This window comes from Actinomadura macra NBRC 14102 (assembly GCF_001552215.1).
In the GTDB taxonomy this organism is placed as follows: Bacteria; Actinomycetota; Actinomycetes; order Streptosporangiales; family Streptosporangiaceae; genus Spirillospora; species Spirillospora macra.
Genome location: NZ_BCQT01000020.1, coordinates 1 through 14,232, shown reverse-complemented (window position 1 = coordinate 14,232; position 14,232 = coordinate 1). Strand labels below are relative to the sequence as shown.

Here is a 14,232-nt window from a genome sequence, read left to right as displayed (position 1 = left end):
GTGAAGGGATACACCTAGATGGAGCTGCATCACACGTTCGTCATCCCGGCGGACCAGGAGATCACCTGGGCGACGCTGCTGGACGTCCCCGGCCTCGCGGAGTGCTTTCCCGGTGCCGAACTGGAATTGACCGACGGCGACACGTTCCACGGCAGGGTGCGCGTCAAGCTCGGCCCGATGTCGCTGACCTACCGGGGAGTGGCGACCATCGAGGACAAGGACACCGAGCGCAAGCGGCTACGGGTCAGCGCGTCCGGGCGGGAGGCACGGGGAGGCGGGACCGCCGCGGCCACGATCCGGGCCGAACTCACCCCCGACGGAGGCGGTACCCGGGTGGACGTGCACACCGACCTGAACATCACCGGAAGACCGGCCCAGTTCGGTCGAGGAGTGGTCTCCGAAGTGACCAGCACGATCCTCGGTACGTTCGTGAGCAACCTGCGAGCGCGCCTCGCTGGTGACGCGGATGCCTCCTGGACCGACGCGGTCGCCGAATCGGCGCGCCCGGCCAGGCCCGCCGCGGACCGGCCCGCGCCGACCAGGCCCGCCGCGGAAGACAGCCTGGACGCGTGGCGCACGGTCGCGATACCCGTGCTGAAGCGGGCGGCACCGTTGCTCAGCGCGATTCTCGGCGCGGCGGTCATCGGCTGTCTTCTCCTGCGCCGACGGCGCGGGAACGTGCGCGGCTGACCCGTCCGCGGCTGGCGTGGGTTCGGGCGTCCCCCACAGGGGTGCGGCCCTAGCTAGGACGGCCTGCCGCAACGTGCCTCAGCCGTGGCGCGAGCACGCTACCTGGGTTCAGAGGTCAGGGGACTCGATGCGCCGTGCCACGGCGTCGAGGAACCGGGCGGCCGGCGCCCCGTCGTTCACCGCGTGGTCGAAGCTGAGGCTCAGCCCGAGCATGGCGACATCACACGGCTGCCCGTCCACCAGCCGGACCGTCGGCACGATGGCCCCGATGCCGAGAATGCCCAGCTGAGGCGGGTTGATGATGGGCGTGAAGTGTTCGACCCCGTACGTGCCGAGGTTCGTGATGGTGAACGTCGCGTCGGCCAGGTCCGCCGGGCTCAGCCGGCCGGCCCGGGCGCGGCCCGTCAGCCGGGCCAGTTCCACGGCCAGCTCGGCGAGGGGGAGCCGGTCGGCGTCGCGGATGACCGGCGCGACGAGACCGTCCTCCAAGGCCACCGCGACCGCCACATTGACCTGCCGGTACAGGCGGTGCTCACCGTCCTCGGTGCGCCCGTTCATCCGGGGGACGTCGCGCAGCGAGGCGGCGACGATGGCGACGAGGAGCACGGTGAGGGTCACCCGCGCGGCGGCGGGATCTCCCCGCGCCGCGCGGATACGCGCCTGCTCGTCCCGCAGCGCCTCGACGCTGACCGAGCGGTGCAGTGTCACGTGCGGCATCTCGGTGACCGCGGCTCGCATCCGGCGCCCGATCGCGCGCCTCAGCCGGGTGACGTCGAGGACCTCGTAGTCCGCGCTGCCGGTCATCCCGCTGCGTCCGTTTCGAGGCGGCCGACCACTTGTCCGGGCTTCACCTCCTCATCGGGCTGGACCAGGATCTCCGCCAGGGTTCCGGTCTCCGGGCTGACGATCTCACCGCTGGCCTTGTCCGTCTCGATCTCGGCGACGGGCTCGTCCTGCTCCACCCGGTCCCCCACGTTCTTGAGCCACGCGATCAGGACCGCGTCCTCCATCGTCATCCCCCACATGGGGACGGTGATGTCCGTCACCAGTTCCTCCCAAGCGCTTCACAGCCGGCAACGCTAGGCATTGCACAGCTTCAAGACTGAATCCGAGATGTCGGCGGACTGCGGGTAATAGAGCTCCTCCAGATGGCGCGCGGAGGGTACCGGCGCGAAGGGTGGGGTGAGCCGGAGCACCGGCGCCCTCAGGTCACCGAAGATGTGCTCCGCGGCCAGGGCGGCCACCTCGGAGCCGACGCCGCAGGGCGCGGTGGCGTCCTGCACGACGACCAGGCGGCCGGTGCGGGACGCCGACTCCAGCACGGTGGCGGCGTCCAGTGGCAGCAGCGACCTGAGGTCGATCACCTCGGGGCTGACACCCGCGGCCTCCAGCGCGTCCGCCGCCGCGAGCGCCCGGGGCATGGCGGCTCCCCACGACACCAGAGTCACGTCGGCGCCGGTACGGCGGATGGCCGCGCTGCCGATCGGCACCACGTCATCCGGGTCCTCGGACACCTCGCCGCGGGTGGCCCACAGCGCGGTGCTCTCGATCACCACCACCGGGTCGTCGTCGCGGACCGCCGACTTCAACAGTCCCCGGGCGTCCGCCGGGGTGGAGCCCCACACCACCTTCAGGCCGGGCACCGCGGCGATCCACGCCTCCAGGTTCTGCGAATGCTGCGGGCCGGAGCCACGATGGGCGCCGCACAGCGTCCGGACGACCAGCGGCAGGTGGTACTCGCCGTTGGACATATAGGTCATCTTCGCGGCCTGGTTGACGAGCTGGTCCATGGCGAGCGTGAGGAAGTCGAAGAACATGATCTCTCCGATCGGGCGCATACCGGCCATCGCGGCGCCCACCGCCGTGCCCATGATGACCGCCTCGCTGATCGGCGTGTCCCGCACCCGCCATTCGCCGAACCGCTCCTGGAGGCGCATCGTCGCGCCGAACGGACCGCCCGCCTCGCCGACGTCCTCGCCGAAGACGCACACCCGTTCGTCGCGTTCGAGTTCCTCCGCCAGCGCGGTGTTGATCGCCTGCCAGTACTTGAGGCTTCGCATCGGATCACCTGGCCGGATCGTGAGGGGCGACGGCGTCGTGTCGAACCATGCCGTCCTGGAGGGGTACGGCAGGGGCCGTTCGGAAGGGCCCGTCGTCGTGGTAAACGTGGGCGGCCACTGCCTCGGGACCCGCCGGCTCGGCTGCCTCCGCCCACTCCACGGCGCGGGCGACCTCGTCCCGGACGGCGGCGTCGATCTCCGCGAGGTCATCGCCCAACCCGGACGCGGCGACGTAGCTCTGGCGCAGCCGCTCCAGCGGGTCGTTCTGTCGCCACCGCTCGACCTCCGCCTTGTCGCGGTAGCGCTGCTGGTCGCCCTCGAAGTGGCCCATCCACCGATAGGTCTTGCACTCCAGCAGGGTCGGGCCGTCGCCCGCGCGGGCCCGGGCGACGGCCTCGGCGGCCTTCTCGCGCACGGCGACGGCGTCGTTCCCGTCCACGATGACGCCGGGCATCCCGTAGGGGGCGGCGAAGTCGGCGACGTCCCGGGTGGGCAGGTGCACCGAGATGTGGCTCAGCTCCGCGTACTCGTTGTTCTCGCAGACGAAGATCACCGGCAGCCGCCACAGCGCCGCGAGGTTCAGGGATTCGTGGAACGCCCCCTCGGCCACCGCGCCCTCGCCGAAGAACGCCACCGCGACATGGTCGTCCCCGCGCGCCTTTCCGGCGAACCCGCTCCCCACCGCGATCGGGATGCCGCCTCCGACGATCGCGTTCGCACCGAGGATCCCCGACCGCGGGTCGGCGATGTGCATCGAGCCCGACCGGCCGCCGCAGTACCCCGCCGAGCGGGCGAACAGCTCGGCCATCATGCGCCCGGGCTCCCCGCCTTTGGCCAGGCAGTGGCCGTGGCCGCGATGGGTACTGGTGATGTGGTCGGCACGGCGCAGCACGTCGCAGACCCCGGCGGCCACCGCCTCCTGTCCCACCGACAGGTGCAGACCGCCCTTGATCCGGTTCTGCGCCAGCAGCCGTTGTGCCGTGATCTCGAACTCCCGGATCACCCTCATCGTCCGGTACAGCCGGACAGGCACGGAATCCGACATCAGTGCCGTCGACATCAGTGCCCCCTTTCCCGCTTGTCGGTCGCCCGCAGCGGCAGTGCGACAGTTGCCCAGCCCGGCGCGCACAGGAGGCCGTCCTGGTTGCGTTCCTCCATTTCGATGTCCACCAGACCCCACCCGTCCTTCTGGTATGTGTCCTTGACGATCCCGGTACAGGTGAGCGTGTCCCCCGCTACCGCGAAGTGCCGGTTCTCCCAGCGGAACCGTCGCAGAACTCCGCTGCCGCTCGTCCAGGCCAGCGCAGCCTGGGCGAGGAAGCATCCGTGCAGATGCGACTGGACCAAGATGTTCTGGTATCCCTCAGCGGCCGCGTAATCCCGGTCGTAATGGATCCGGTGAGCGTTCCAGGTGACCGCGCTGAACCGGAACAGCTGCACGTTGCTCGGCGCCTTCCGCAGCGGTGACAATTCGCACCCGGCGTCAACGTCCTCGAAATACACGTCCTGGGTCCCCTCTCCTAGCGGCCGATGTAGCGTTCGCGGCAGCGCACGAGCTCGTGGCCATGCTCATCCAGGAAACGCCGGAGGAAAGTGCAAACAATGAACCGTCCGGAGCGGCCGTTTTTGAGATCGACGGCTTCGACCACCACTTCCTGGGTCACCTCGCACCCATCGACCACGGGCTTCAGGAACTCCAGTTCCTGACCGCCGCCCACGAGGCGCAGTCCGTCGGCCAGGAAGGCGACCAGGCCATCCCGACCGGTACCGTCCGGACGCAGGTCGGCCTCGTCCGGGCCCGCTCCCCAGTTCGACGTCGCGGAGAGGAAGAGCGGCGGCGCGACCGCGCCGGGAAACCCCTCGGCCCGCGCCTGCTCGTCACTGAAGTAGCGGGCGCCGGAGTCGCCGGCCGCCACCGCGAACCGCTGGAACTGCGTGGCGCTCACGCGTCCGAGCCGGCGGCGCGTGACCTCGCCGACATGCCCGCGGGCGGATTCATAGACCGCGTCCCAATCCACCATGCTCACTCCTCGGTCGTCTCGCTCTGGGCCTCGGCCCGCAGCGCCGCCTTATGGACCTTGCCGACGGAGGTCTTGGGCAACTGCGCGCGGATGTCGACGACGGTCGGCACCTTGAACCCGGCGAGCCGTTCGGCGCAGTGCGCGACGACGTCCTCGGCCGCCAGCTCGGCACCTGGCTTGGGCACCACGTACGCCTTCACGGCCTCGTCGCGCACCTGGTCCGGAATGCCGATGACCGCCGCCTCGGCCACCAGCGGATGATCGCCGATGATGATCTCGATCTCGCTCGCCGAGATGTTCTCGCCGGCGCGCTTGATGACGTCCCTGCGGCGATCCACGAAGTAGAGGTAGCCCTGCTCGTCGAGATAGCCGAAGTCGCCGGTGTGCAGCCAGCCGTCGCGCAGCGCCTCGGCGGTGGCCGCCGGGTCCTTGAAGTAGCCCTTCATCAACGTCCGCCCGGGGACGCCGGAGACCGTGATCTCCCCGACCTGGTGAGGCGGCAGCTCGTCGCCGTCCTTGCCGACGATGCGCACCTGCCGGTCGAAGGCGGGAAGACCCACCGACGGCCAGCGGCGGTCGCCGTGGACCGGGGCGTGGGTCACCCCGGTCATCGCCTCGGACAGCCCGTATCCGTTCATCAGCTCGATGCCGAAGCGCCGCTCGAACTCGTCCTTCTCGCGATCGGCGACATTGATCGCGTAGAAGTTCCGTCTGATGCCGTGGTCCCGGTCGGCGGACGAGGGTGGCTGCGCGAGCAGCGTGCGCACCTGCATCGCCACCAGGCTCGTGGTCGTCGCGCCGTGCGCCTTCCACTGCTCGCGGAACTTCGAGGCGCTGTACTGCTCAAGCAGGATGCACGTCGCGCCCACCGTCAGGGAGGCGAGGATCGCGCCCTGCGCGTTGACGTGGAACGCCGGCAGCGCGGTCAGGAACCGGTCGCTCTGGTCGAGGCCGACGGTGCGTGCCGAGCGCTCGCCGGCTCGCAACTGGTTGGCATGCGTGAGCAGCACGGCTTTCGGGAGCGACGTCGTTCCGGACGTAAAGATCATCTCGGCGATGTCCTCGGACCGCACCGCCGGCGACGGCGTCTCCCCCGCAGCGGCACCGGCACCGGCACCGGCCAGCAGGTCCCCGAACGGGACGGTGCCCGCATGGGGCTCCGCGGTCCGGGCGAGTACCAGGAACTTGATCGATGGAGCGTCCGGCCGTAGCGACCGGAGCAGTGCCAGGTGCTCCGGGGAAGTGATCGCGCCCACCGCCTCGGAGTGGTTGAGCACGTACCCCAGCTCCGCGGAACGGTGCGCCGTGTTCGAGGGGACCAGGACGGCGCCGATCGAGGCCAGACCGAACCAGGAGATGACGAACTCGGGGCAGTTGGCGAGATGCACCACCACCGCGTCGCCCTTGCCGACCCCGAGCGCCGCGAAGCCGCGCGCCGCCGCGCGCACCGCGTCCGCGAAACCCCGGAACGTGTACTCCGTGCGGTCGCCGTGCCGGTCCTCACAGACCAGGAACTGCTTGTCCATGTACCGCGCGACGCGCTCCTCAAGCAGGTCGCGCAGGCTACGCTCACCGACCAGGTCTATCAATGGTCCCTCCTTTCGGGCCCCCACCCGTCACGCGTCGCGGGACGACAGCCCGAGCATGTTGCGGGCGATCATCCACCGGTGGATCTCGCTCGTCCCGTGGCCGATGCGCCACACCCGCACCTGGCGGTAGAAGCTCTGGATCGGCACCTCACGGCTGTATCCGAGCCCACCGAAGATCTGGAGGCAGCGGTCGGTGACCCGCTGCGCCATCTCCGAGGCGTAGAGCTTGGCCGCGAACGCCTCGTTGCGGATCGGCAGCCCTTCGTCCGCCATCCACGCGGCGCGGTAGACGAGCATCCTGGCCGCCTCCAGCTCGACCTCGGAGTCGGCGAGCATCCACTGCACCGCCTGCCGGGTGGCGATCGGCTTGCCCCAGGTGACCCGCTGCTTCGCCCACTCCACGGCCAGGTCGATACACCGCTGGGCGACGCCGAGCTGGCAGGCGGCGATCTTCGCACGGCCCCGGGTGAGCTGGAAGTTGGCGATCTCCCAGCCCTGGCCCAGCTCGCCGAGCCGGTTGGCGTCCGGAACCACACAGTCGTTGAAGGTCAGCTCGTAGGGCTCCCAGTCATCGCCCATGGTGGGGATGGGCCGGGACAGCTCGAACCCGGGCGTCCCCTTGTCGACCAGGAAGCAGGTCACGCCACGGCTGCCCGCCTCCGGGTCGGTGGTGGCGTAGAGAATGACGAAGTCGGCCCGGTCGACATGGGAGATGAAGGTCTTCCGGCCATTGATGACCCAGTTGTCCCCGTCACGGCGGGCGACCGTACGGATGCGAGCGAAGTCGGAACCAGTGTCTGGCTCGGTGAAGGCGTAACAGCTCTTTCTCTTGCCCTCGATGATGGGGAAGAAGTACCGCTGCTTCTGCTCCTCGTTGGTGTAATACATCGAGGACTCCGGGCTCCCGCCGAACTCGAACATGGCGGGATGCTTGTACAGCTCCTCGGTGACCAGGCACTTGCCGAGGAACCCCAGGCCCTGGCCGCCGAACTCCTCCGGCACGTCCAGCGCCCAGAAGCCCTGCTCGCGAGCCTTGTTCTCCAGCGACTTGCGCACGTCGAGATCCAGCTTGCCGTTGATGAGGAAGTCGTGCTCGACGGGCATCAACGCTTTTTCTCGGAATTGGCGAACGGACTCCACCAGGTCCTTCAGCTCGCTGGGAATCGTGAAGTCCACGGCGTCTCCTAGGTCTCGGTGTGGCGAAGCGGTGCGAAACAGACTCCCGGCCGGCCTGGGCCGGGGATCGAGCCGCGGCCTACCTGGTGGAGTCACGGGCCACCGCAGGCGGCAGCCCACGGAACCATGCGGATGATGTTTGGTACACCATACCTGGTACAGCTTTCCGGTTTCAATGTGCAGCAGGTCACCACCTCGGCCGCTCAGCACCTGGTCGCCGCGGTACCGCCACCACGCGACCATCGCCCCGCCGCCACGCACAGGCCGCCCTTGGCCCAGCGCGAGACTTGTGCGGCCCCACACATCACCGGTGGGGAGAACTACCGGCCGTCCAGGAGCCCGTCATGCGATCCGCCGGTACTTCAGCCGCCACCGGACGTCCCTGTCCCGCCAGGCACGCGGCCCCTCCGACAGCGGCGACGCTCCGGCGGGCGGATGGTTCTCACCAGCCGATCCGTAAACGGCGCAGTACCGGGGGCATCCGGGCACGGGGTGGCGGAACTCCCGCCACAAAGCCAGCCGGATACCCCGGTCGTAGCCGAATCCTGCTACCAGCTCGGGCAGATGAATGCGCGTGTAGAAGTCGTCGAACTCCGCCGTCTCGGGCTCATCGGCATCCGGCGCCGGGTTCATCCCGACCAGGAGGATCCGGCTGGGGCTTACATCGGCGTCACCGGTCATCGCCATCCGGCGCCAGATCAGCCGCCACTCCAGGGCGGCCCGCTGCCAGGCGGCCGGCCCCGTCGAGTACCGAAGCCGGGCCTCGACCGGACCGGCGGTCCGAGCTGCGAACCGCATCGCGGCGTCCACGCTCTGCACTCCATACACGGCCAGGAAACGCGGCGCCGGAACACCGCGGGCGTCGGGCTGGCTGAGTTCATAGCGGGCGGCGCTGACGAATCCGGGGTTGCCCGCCATCACCTCGGCCAAGTGGGTACGGCTATAGAAATCGTTGAACTCGGCGAGGTGACCTGGGGGCTCGTCCGGCTGCGTGGTCATTCCGACCATGTACACGTAGGGAGAGTCGAGCGGTTCCGTCATGCCGCCAGCACCAAGCCACCCGCGACCCCGACCTCGTCTGCGGCGTTCGCCAGCGGGTCCGCACTCCGCCTGGTGATGGCGACATCCACACCCTCGTCGGCCAGGGGCGCCCTACGCTTCGGCAACGGATACATGATACCTCCTCGATAAGATTTGGTATATCAAATCCAGGCCGTGGTGGTCCGTCAACATCGGCTCGACCCGTGGCAGGCCCACGTAGGCCGGGGAACCGACCGGCCCCGCTACAGCGATGGTCGCGGCCGAGCGCAGCCATCCGGACGTCGTGACGAGCGGTTCGCCAACGGCATCGCCTTAGGGAACCCGTGGTGATTCGTTTTCCGAGAGTTGCTCAGCACTCTGCGCACGGCAGGTTGTCCCCCGACCTCGCTTCCATTACCGTCCAAACCTGAATGATTACTCTATGTAATCACATGTTGAGAACCGGGGAGAGCCATGTCGATCAGGCATTTCATTGGCGGCGCCATTGCGCTGGGCGCCGTCGCGGCCGGCACCTTCGGCGCCGCGGGGACGGCGTCCGCCGCAACGCCGTCCGCCGCCATCACCGTCCACGGTGGGGACGGCAAGGGGCACGATGAGGCCACGGCACCGGAACGGGTCCTGACCAACAGCGCACTCGTCCGGGCGTCCAAGGCCCTGGTGGACTCGGCCCGGCGGCACGGGAACCAGCACGTGACGATGGTCATCATGGAACGATCCGGCACCATCCGGCTCGTGGTCCGCACTCGCAAGGCAGGGCCGCAGACCTACGAGTCCGCCAAACGCAAGGCATACACCGCCGTGGCCTTCGGCCAGCCCACGAGCGCCCTGGCCGGAAACGAAACAATCAAGCAGATCCCCGGCACCCTGGTCCTGCCCGGCGGCGTCCCCGTCAAGTACAAGGGCTTCCCCATCGCCGGCATCGGAGTGGGTGGCGCACCCGACGGCAGGATCGACGAAGCCATCGCCAACGACGTCCTCGCAGCCATCGGCCACTGACCAAGAGACTCCTCAAGCCGTCTCGTTAGTCAGCCTCATCGATGCCACCATTCCCGGGCGAGCAGTTCGGCCGTCGCCTCGTCCCGGCCGAAGAGCCACTCCGCGTCCTCGACTCTGAAAAGCGGTCACTTCTCCCAGCGGACGGCGACGTTCTGACCGGACTCCGTGGACGCTTCGCCGACCACCTCGCCGCTATTGCTGATCGCCGTCGCCTCACTGTACTTACCACCCGGCAGTTGCGGCAGCGGCACAATGCGCCAACCATTCTCCTTTTGCCGCCAGAGGACCGCGCTGCGGTCGCCGGGAGTGCTCGTCGCCGAGGCGCCGACGATGACACCTGCGGCGTTGACATCGTTCGCCATGCTGTTGTCGCTGCCGCCGGGCAGCGTACCGAGGTCGGTGGGCGCAGAATTGCCAGGACCCCACAGAGCCGCGTGGATGGGGTAGTTGGTGGGAGAACCGGGGCCGGACTGCGAATAGCCGACGATCATCCCCTGCTCGTTGATGCCCCGAGCGCTGCTGCGCGGGCCGCCGCCGGCCAGCGGCGGCAGTACCATCGCCGTGGTGCCTGCCGCGGTCCAGGTGACGGCCTCATGGTAATGGGCCGGCGACACCGCGTAGGTGACACCGACCACCACGCCGTGGTCGTTGATCGCGGCGGCGGAGGTCGACCCCAGCGGGGAGTTCGCTCCGATGTCGGAAACGGTTCCGTCCGGCTGCCATTTCACCGCATGGTAAGTCCTGGACCGGATCGGCGCGTAGCCGACCACGCGCCCCTCGTCGTTGATCCCGTAGGCGTAGCCACCGGTGTGGCCGGGAAGGCTACCGAGATCGGTGATGCTCCCGTCCGGAGCCCAGCGCACGGCCCGGTCGTCACCGCTGGCCGTGTTCGCGTAACCGACGATGTCGCCACGGTTATTGATGCTGTAGGCGTAGCTGTAGGTGCCACCGGGAAGGGTTCCGAGGTCGGTGATACGCCCGCCGGGGTTCCAGCGGATGGCGTGGTTTTCACCGTTGGTCGTATCGCCGTGACCGACAATGACGCCCCGGTCGTTGATGGCGGTCGCTCGGCTGGTCGTGCCACCCGGCAACAGGCCGAGCCTTACGATGGCCGGCTCAGCCGGGGGCGCCGCTCTCGCGCTTTCCGATGGTTCGATCATTGTTAACGCGATAGCGGTCAGTCCGGCCAGGAACACGCTTTTCGATCTCCAGAGGTCGCCCATGCGGCCATTACACCGCCGACTGAGGCGGTCCACAACCAGGTGATCTCAGAGCGGCACCCAACGGGCCTTTCTCGGCTCCCAGGTCACTGCGTCGTCGCGACCCGCGGCAGGTGCGGCGGTTCAGCAGGTACAACCGATGAGGATGGAACGATGCCCGGCCGGCATTCTCTTGCTTGACCCGTAGCGAATGCTTTCCCAGCCCTGGGTCAACAATGGCCTGCGAAGGGGCTGCTCTCGGCGCGGCCGCCGACGATGCCGGGGCGGGCGTCGGCCTTGGAGGTCAACGCCTGCGATCAGCCGCCCACGCTACCGTCGGGCAGCTGGGTGACCTTGGGCGGTGCCGGGACCAGGACGCAGGGCGCGACGGGGCCGGTGGCGGAGCCGACGAACATCGAGGCGGCGGAGGCCCCCCGGCCGAAGCTGGTGAAACTGACCTCCAGCACCAGGGTCCGCCCGGGCTTGAGCCGGTCGGGGTGCAGGCGGCTGAAGTCGCCCTCGCTGTCGTCGTCCTCCGGCCGCATGATCGTGACCAGGGTGCCGTCGTCGGGGGCGATGGTCCCGCGCGGAGGGCGGCAGGCCTTGCCGTTGGGGACGAAGTCGACGGCGGCCGGTACTCCCAGCGCGCGCAGCCGCGAGGCGATGATCTCCGGGTGCCGGTAGTCGCGGATGTAGAGCCGGATCGAGCCGTCGGGATCCCGGACGACCGCGTTGGCCTTGGGCGCCCGGTCCCCGGACATCACCGGGATACCGATCGCCATCGCCGCGGCGGCCCCGGCGGCGGCGGTCACCAGTCCCGCCCGCCGCCACTTGACGGCCGGGGTGCGCGACTGCGCCGGAGCCGATGCGGTGCGCGTGGCGACGACGTCCTTGAGTTCGGCGAGGAGACGGTCTTCGAAGGTCTGCACGTTCACTCCTTGGAGTAGGCCGGGGCGGCGGGAAGCGTGGGCAGTGCGGCGCGCACCGCGGTACGGGCCCGATGGAGCCGGACGCGGGCGGTGACGGGCCGGATCCCCAGGGCGGCGGCTGCCTCGGTGATCGTGAGGCCGTCCACCATGATCAGTTCGAGTACGGCCCGGACGCCCTCGGGAAGCTCGGCGAGCGCCTCGTAGGTGCGGCGTCCGGCACTTTCGGCGTCGATCCGCTCCTCCAGTCGGGCGAGGTCGCCGGCATCCAGCAGCCGCCGGCCGGCGATCCGCCGCACGGCCTTGGCCTCGCGTGCCGCCCTGCGATGCTCGGCGGCCACGACGTTGCGCGCCACCCCGTACAGCCAGCCCAGCTCGCTGCCCCTGGCCGGCCGGTAGGTGTGCGCCGAGTCGATGACGGCCAGGAACACCTCCGCGGTCAGATCGGCCGCGGTGTGCGGGTCACGGACCCGGCGGGCGACGAAGCGGCTGACCTCCTCGATGTGCCGCCGGTAGAACTCCTCGAAGGCGGCGGGATCCCCGCCGACACCGGCAAGGCCGTTCACGGGTTCGACCATGCTCTCTCCCCTCTCGATCACACCCCTACTTGGCGCGGGCCCGCCAGGGCGTTACCGGACTGCGTGGGCCGGGCGAGATCCGATCGGCGACGCCGCGGGCGATGCTGCCCGCTTTGGCAATTCGGCAGAGGACAAGTGAATGGCGCAGTTCAGACCGCATAGCCGCGAAGCTATGCGCAAGTGCGAGGGTCCGAAAATGGTCATCAGATGTCAATCTCATCTTCGCAGGCCGCGACGGCCGTCCACTCGCGCCGCACAGCTCCCCAGTCCGTGTGCGCGCTGCCCCTTTCGGTTTCCGCCGTCGCGCCGGCCGCCGCCCCGACCCCGCGGGGCGGCCTCACCCCCGCCCTGTTGGAGGCATGCGGCTGTGAAACGCAAAAATCATCTCCTGGTGACCACTGTGGTCACCTCGCTCGCGGTCACGGGCATGGCGGCTCCCGCCATGACGTCCACCCAGAGCAATCGAGCACCCAGCGCGGACCCGAAGGCTGCCGCGATGGCGTCCGCGGACCGGCTGATCGCCGAGAACGCCGCCGAACTGCACACCGGAAAGGATGAGAACTACATCCGGACCCAGGTGGTCGGCACACCGTGGGACCAGTACTACGTCGCCTACGAGCGCACCTACCACGGGCTCCCCGTGGTCGGCGGCGACTTCGTGGTGGCCACCGACGGGAAGGGCCGTGTACGCACCCTCTCGGTGGCGCAGAAGCAGCAGATCAAGATCGGCGTCACGCCGAAGGTCACCGAGGCCGCGGCCGCGGGAAGCTCCCGCAGCGCGCTGACCACGCCGGACAAGGCCGAGCTCAAGCCGCGCCTGGTCGTGTACGCGATGGCCAAGCCGAGGCTGGCGTGGGAGACGGTCGTCTCCGGCCGCGACGGCAAGGAGCAGAGCCGTAAGAAGGTCTACGTCGACGCCCAGACCGGCAAGCGGTTCGCCTCGCAGGAGACCATCCTCGCGGGTACGGGCACCGGCATCTGGGAGGGCTCGAACCTGACCATCGGAACGACCCAGTCCGGCAGCACCTACACGATGCGGGACCCGAACCGGGCCGGCATGACGTGCGCCGACCACAGCGGCAACCGGATCTTCAGCGGCCCGGACGACACCTGGGGCAGCTCGTCCAAGACCGACAAGGAAGCCGGCTGCGTGGACGTCATGTACGCCGCCGCCGGGTTCTGGGACCTGCTGAAGGGCTTCGGGCGTACCGGCCTGCGGAACAACCAGTGGTCCCCGGCGAAGGTCGGCCTCAACGAGGTCAACGCCTACTGGAACGGCAGTGACGCCAGCTTCGGCCACAACCAGTCCAACCAGTGGATCACCTCGACCGACGTGGTGAACCACGAGTTCGGACACGGGCTCGACAACTTCACCCCGGGCGGCATGTCCGGCGGCGGCACCCAGGAGTTCGTCGGAGACGTGTGGGGCGCTGTCACCGAGCACGTCCTCAACAACCCGGCCGACCCGCCGGACTACACCGTGGGTGAGCAGGTCAACCTGGTCGGGAAGGGCCCGATCCGCAACATGTACGACCCGTCGAAGGTCAACAACGACCCGAACTGCTACTCCGCCTCCGTGCCCCGGATGGAAGTGCACAAGGCGGCCGGACCGGGCAACCACTGGTTCTACCTCCTCGCCGAGGGCTCCAGCCCTGGCGGCGGCAAGCCGAACAGCCCCGTCTGTGCGGGCGGTCAGGTCACCGGGATCGGCGTCATGAACGCCGCGAAGATCTTCTACAACGCGATGATGCTCAAGACGTCCGGCACCAGCTACGCCCGGTACCGGACCCTGACGCTGACCGCGGCGAAGAACCTTGACAAGACCTGCGAGCAGTTCAACAAGGTCAAGGGCGCCTGGGACGCCGTCCAGCTCGGCGCGCAGTCTGGCGACCCGACCTGTACGCCGGGTGTGAACAGCTCCTCCTACACGGTTGTCGGTGGTTCCCCAAAAGTAAT

General features: G+C 69.1%; 16 protein-coding genes. 3 read left to right on the top strand and 13 right to left on the bottom strand.

Annotation, left to right across the window (positions count from 1 at the left end; genetic code table 11):
- The first annotated feature begins 18 nt into the window (after nt 1–18).
- Nucleotides 19–690 (top strand): SRPBCC family protein, encoded by a 672-nt coding sequence (locus tag AMA02S_RS31710; protein ID WP_067465793.1) that lies wholly within the window; start codon nt 19–21, stop codon nt 688–690.
- Nucleotides 691–798: 108 nt separating this feature from the next.
- Here AMA02S_RS31710 and AMA02S_RS31705 read toward each other — a convergent pair whose 3' ends face one another.
- The 10 genes from AMA02S_RS31705 to AMA02S_RS44780 all read right to left on the bottom strand — a co-directional run bounded on the left by AMA02S_RS31705 (nt 799) and on the right by AMA02S_RS44780 (nt 8,702).
- Nucleotides 799–1,494 (bottom strand): 2-oxo acid dehydrogenase subunit E2, encoded by a 696-nt coding sequence (locus tag AMA02S_RS31705; RefSeq protein ID WP_067465790.1) that lies wholly within the window; start codon nt 1,492–1,494, stop codon nt 799–801.
- Nucleotides 1,491–1,736 carry a lipoyl domain-containing protein gene (locus AMA02S_RS31700; RefSeq protein WP_067465788.1) on the bottom strand — a complete coding sequence of 82 codons (246 nt, stop codon included), beginning with the start codon at nt 1,734–1,736 and terminating at the stop codon, nt 1,491–1,493. Before AMA02S_RS31700 ends, AMA02S_RS31705 begins: the two co-directional genes overlap by 4 nt.
- Before the next feature lie 33 nt (nt 1,737–1,769).
- Complete coding sequence (locus AMA02S_RS31695; RefSeq protein WP_067465785.1) at nt 1,770–2,750, bottom strand: alpha-ketoacid dehydrogenase subunit beta; 981 nt, start codon at nt 2,748–2,750, stop codon at nt 1,770–1,772.
- 4 nt (nt 2,751–2,754) lie between these two features.
- Nucleotides 2,755–3,810, bottom strand: coding sequence for a thiamine pyrophosphate-dependent dehydrogenase E1 component subunit alpha (locus AMA02S_RS31690; protein ID WP_067465782.1), 1,056 nt, complete (start codon nt 3,808–3,810; stop codon nt 2,755–2,757).
- Nucleotides 3,810–4,190 (bottom strand): FAS1-like dehydratase domain-containing protein, encoded by a 381-nt coding sequence (locus AMA02S_RS31685; RefSeq protein ID WP_218005184.1) that lies wholly within the window; start codon nt 4,188–4,190, stop codon nt 3,810–3,812. The genes AMA02S_RS31690 and AMA02S_RS31685 overlap by 1 nt, the downstream gene beginning before the upstream one ends.
- A gap of 80 nt (nt 4,191–4,270) precedes the next feature.
- Complete coding sequence (locus AMA02S_RS31680) at nt 4,271–4,771, bottom strand: FAS1-like dehydratase domain-containing protein (RefSeq protein ID WP_067465777.1); 501 nt, start codon at nt 4,769–4,771, stop codon at nt 4,271–4,273.
- A gap of 2 nt (nt 4,772–4,773) precedes the next feature.
- The gene (locus tag AMA02S_RS31675; protein WP_157430932.1) at nt 4,774–6,360 is read right to left on the bottom strand and encodes an AMP-binding protein; all 1,587 of its coding nucleotides are present in this window, start codon (nt 6,358–6,360) and stop codon (nt 4,774–4,776) included.
- Between the two features lie 27 nt (nt 6,361–6,387).
- Complete coding sequence (locus AMA02S_RS31670; RefSeq protein WP_067465774.1) at nt 6,388–7,536, bottom strand: acyl-CoA dehydrogenase family protein; 1,149 nt, start codon at nt 7,534–7,536, stop codon at nt 6,388–6,390.
- Between the two features lie 342 nt (nt 7,537–7,878).
- Nucleotides 7,879–8,577, bottom strand: a complete 699-nt coding sequence (locus AMA02S_RS31665; protein ID WP_067465772.1) for a DUF4286 family protein — start codon at nt 8,575–8,577, stop codon at nt 7,879–7,881.
- A complete protein-coding gene (locus tag AMA02S_RS44780; protein ID WP_281181940.1) occupies nt 8,574–8,702 on the bottom strand; it encodes a hypothetical protein in 129 nt (42 codons plus the stop codon). Before AMA02S_RS44780 ends, AMA02S_RS31665 begins: the two co-directional genes overlap by 4 nt.
- 328 nt (nt 8,703–9,030) lie before the next feature.
- On the opposite strand from AMA02S_RS44780, the gene AMA02S_RS31660 reads away from it, so the two are divergent.
- Nucleotides 9,031–9,573, top strand: a complete 543-nt coding sequence (locus AMA02S_RS31660) for a GlcG/HbpS family heme-binding protein (protein WP_067465769.1) — start codon at nt 9,031–9,033, stop codon at nt 9,571–9,573.
- 125 nt (nt 9,574–9,698) lie between these two features.
- Here the strand turns inward: AMA02S_RS31660 and AMA02S_RS31655 are convergent, their stop codons facing one another.
- The 3 genes from AMA02S_RS31655 to AMA02S_RS31645 all read right to left on the bottom strand — a co-directional run bounded on the left by AMA02S_RS31655 (nt 9,699) and on the right by AMA02S_RS31645 (nt 12,276).
- On the bottom strand, nt 9,699–10,796 hold the full coding sequence (locus AMA02S_RS31655) for a DUF3466 family protein (RefSeq protein ID WP_084265801.1): 1,098 nt from the start codon (nt 10,794–10,796) through the stop codon (nt 9,699–9,701).
- Between the two features lie 293 nt (nt 10,797–11,089).
- Entirely contained in the window at nt 11,090–11,701 is a 612-nt protein-coding gene (locus tag AMA02S_RS31650) for a hypothetical protein (protein ID WP_067465763.1), read from the bottom strand.
- 2 nt (nt 11,702–11,703) lie between these two features.
- Nucleotides 11,704–12,276: an RNA polymerase sigma factor gene (locus AMA02S_RS31645; RefSeq protein WP_067465760.1), complete on the bottom strand. Its 573-nt coding sequence runs from the start codon at nt 12,274–12,276 to the stop codon at nt 11,704–11,706.
- Nucleotides 12,277–12,667: 391 nt separating this feature from the next.
- Here AMA02S_RS31645 and AMA02S_RS31640 point away from each other — a divergent pair.
- Nucleotides 12,668–14,232, top strand: a 1,565-nt coding sequence (locus AMA02S_RS31640) for a M4 family metallopeptidase (protein ID WP_218005183.1), incomplete at its 3' end; no start/stop codon positions are given.

Coding starts and splice junctions, on each gene's coding strand:
- AMA02S_RS31710 (WP_067465793.1), top strand. CDS start 19: ATGGAGCTGCATCACACGTTCGTCATCCCGGCGGACCAGGAGATCACC.
- AMA02S_RS31695 (WP_067465785.1), bottom strand. CDS start 2,750: ATGCGAAGCCTCAAGTACTGGCAGGCGATCAACACCGCGCTGGCGGAG.
- AMA02S_RS31655 (WP_084265801.1), bottom strand. CDS start 10,796: ATGGGCGACCTCTGGAGATCGAAAAGCGTGTTCCTGGCCGGACTGACC.
- AMA02S_RS31705 (WP_067465790.1), bottom strand. CDS start 1,494: ATGACCGGCAGCGCGGACTACGAGGTCCTCGACGTCACCCGGCTGAGG.
- AMA02S_RS31665 (WP_067465772.1), bottom strand. CDS start 8,577: ATGACGGAACCGCTCGACTCTCCCTACGTGTACATGGTCGGAATGACC.
- AMA02S_RS31645 (WP_067465760.1), bottom strand. CDS start 12,276: ATGGTCGAACCCGTGAACGGCCTTGCCGGTGTCGGCGGGGATCCCGCC.
- AMA02S_RS31660 (WP_067465769.1), top strand. CDS start 9,031: ATGTCGATCAGGCATTTCATTGGCGGCGCCATTGCGCTGGGCGCCGTC.
- AMA02S_RS31680 (WP_067465777.1), bottom strand. CDS start 4,771: ATGGTGGATTGGGACGCGGTCTATGAATCCGCCCGCGGGCATGTCGGC.
- AMA02S_RS31690 (WP_067465782.1), bottom strand. CDS start 3,810: ATGTCGACGGCACTGATGTCGGATTCCGTGCCTGTCCGGCTGTACCGG.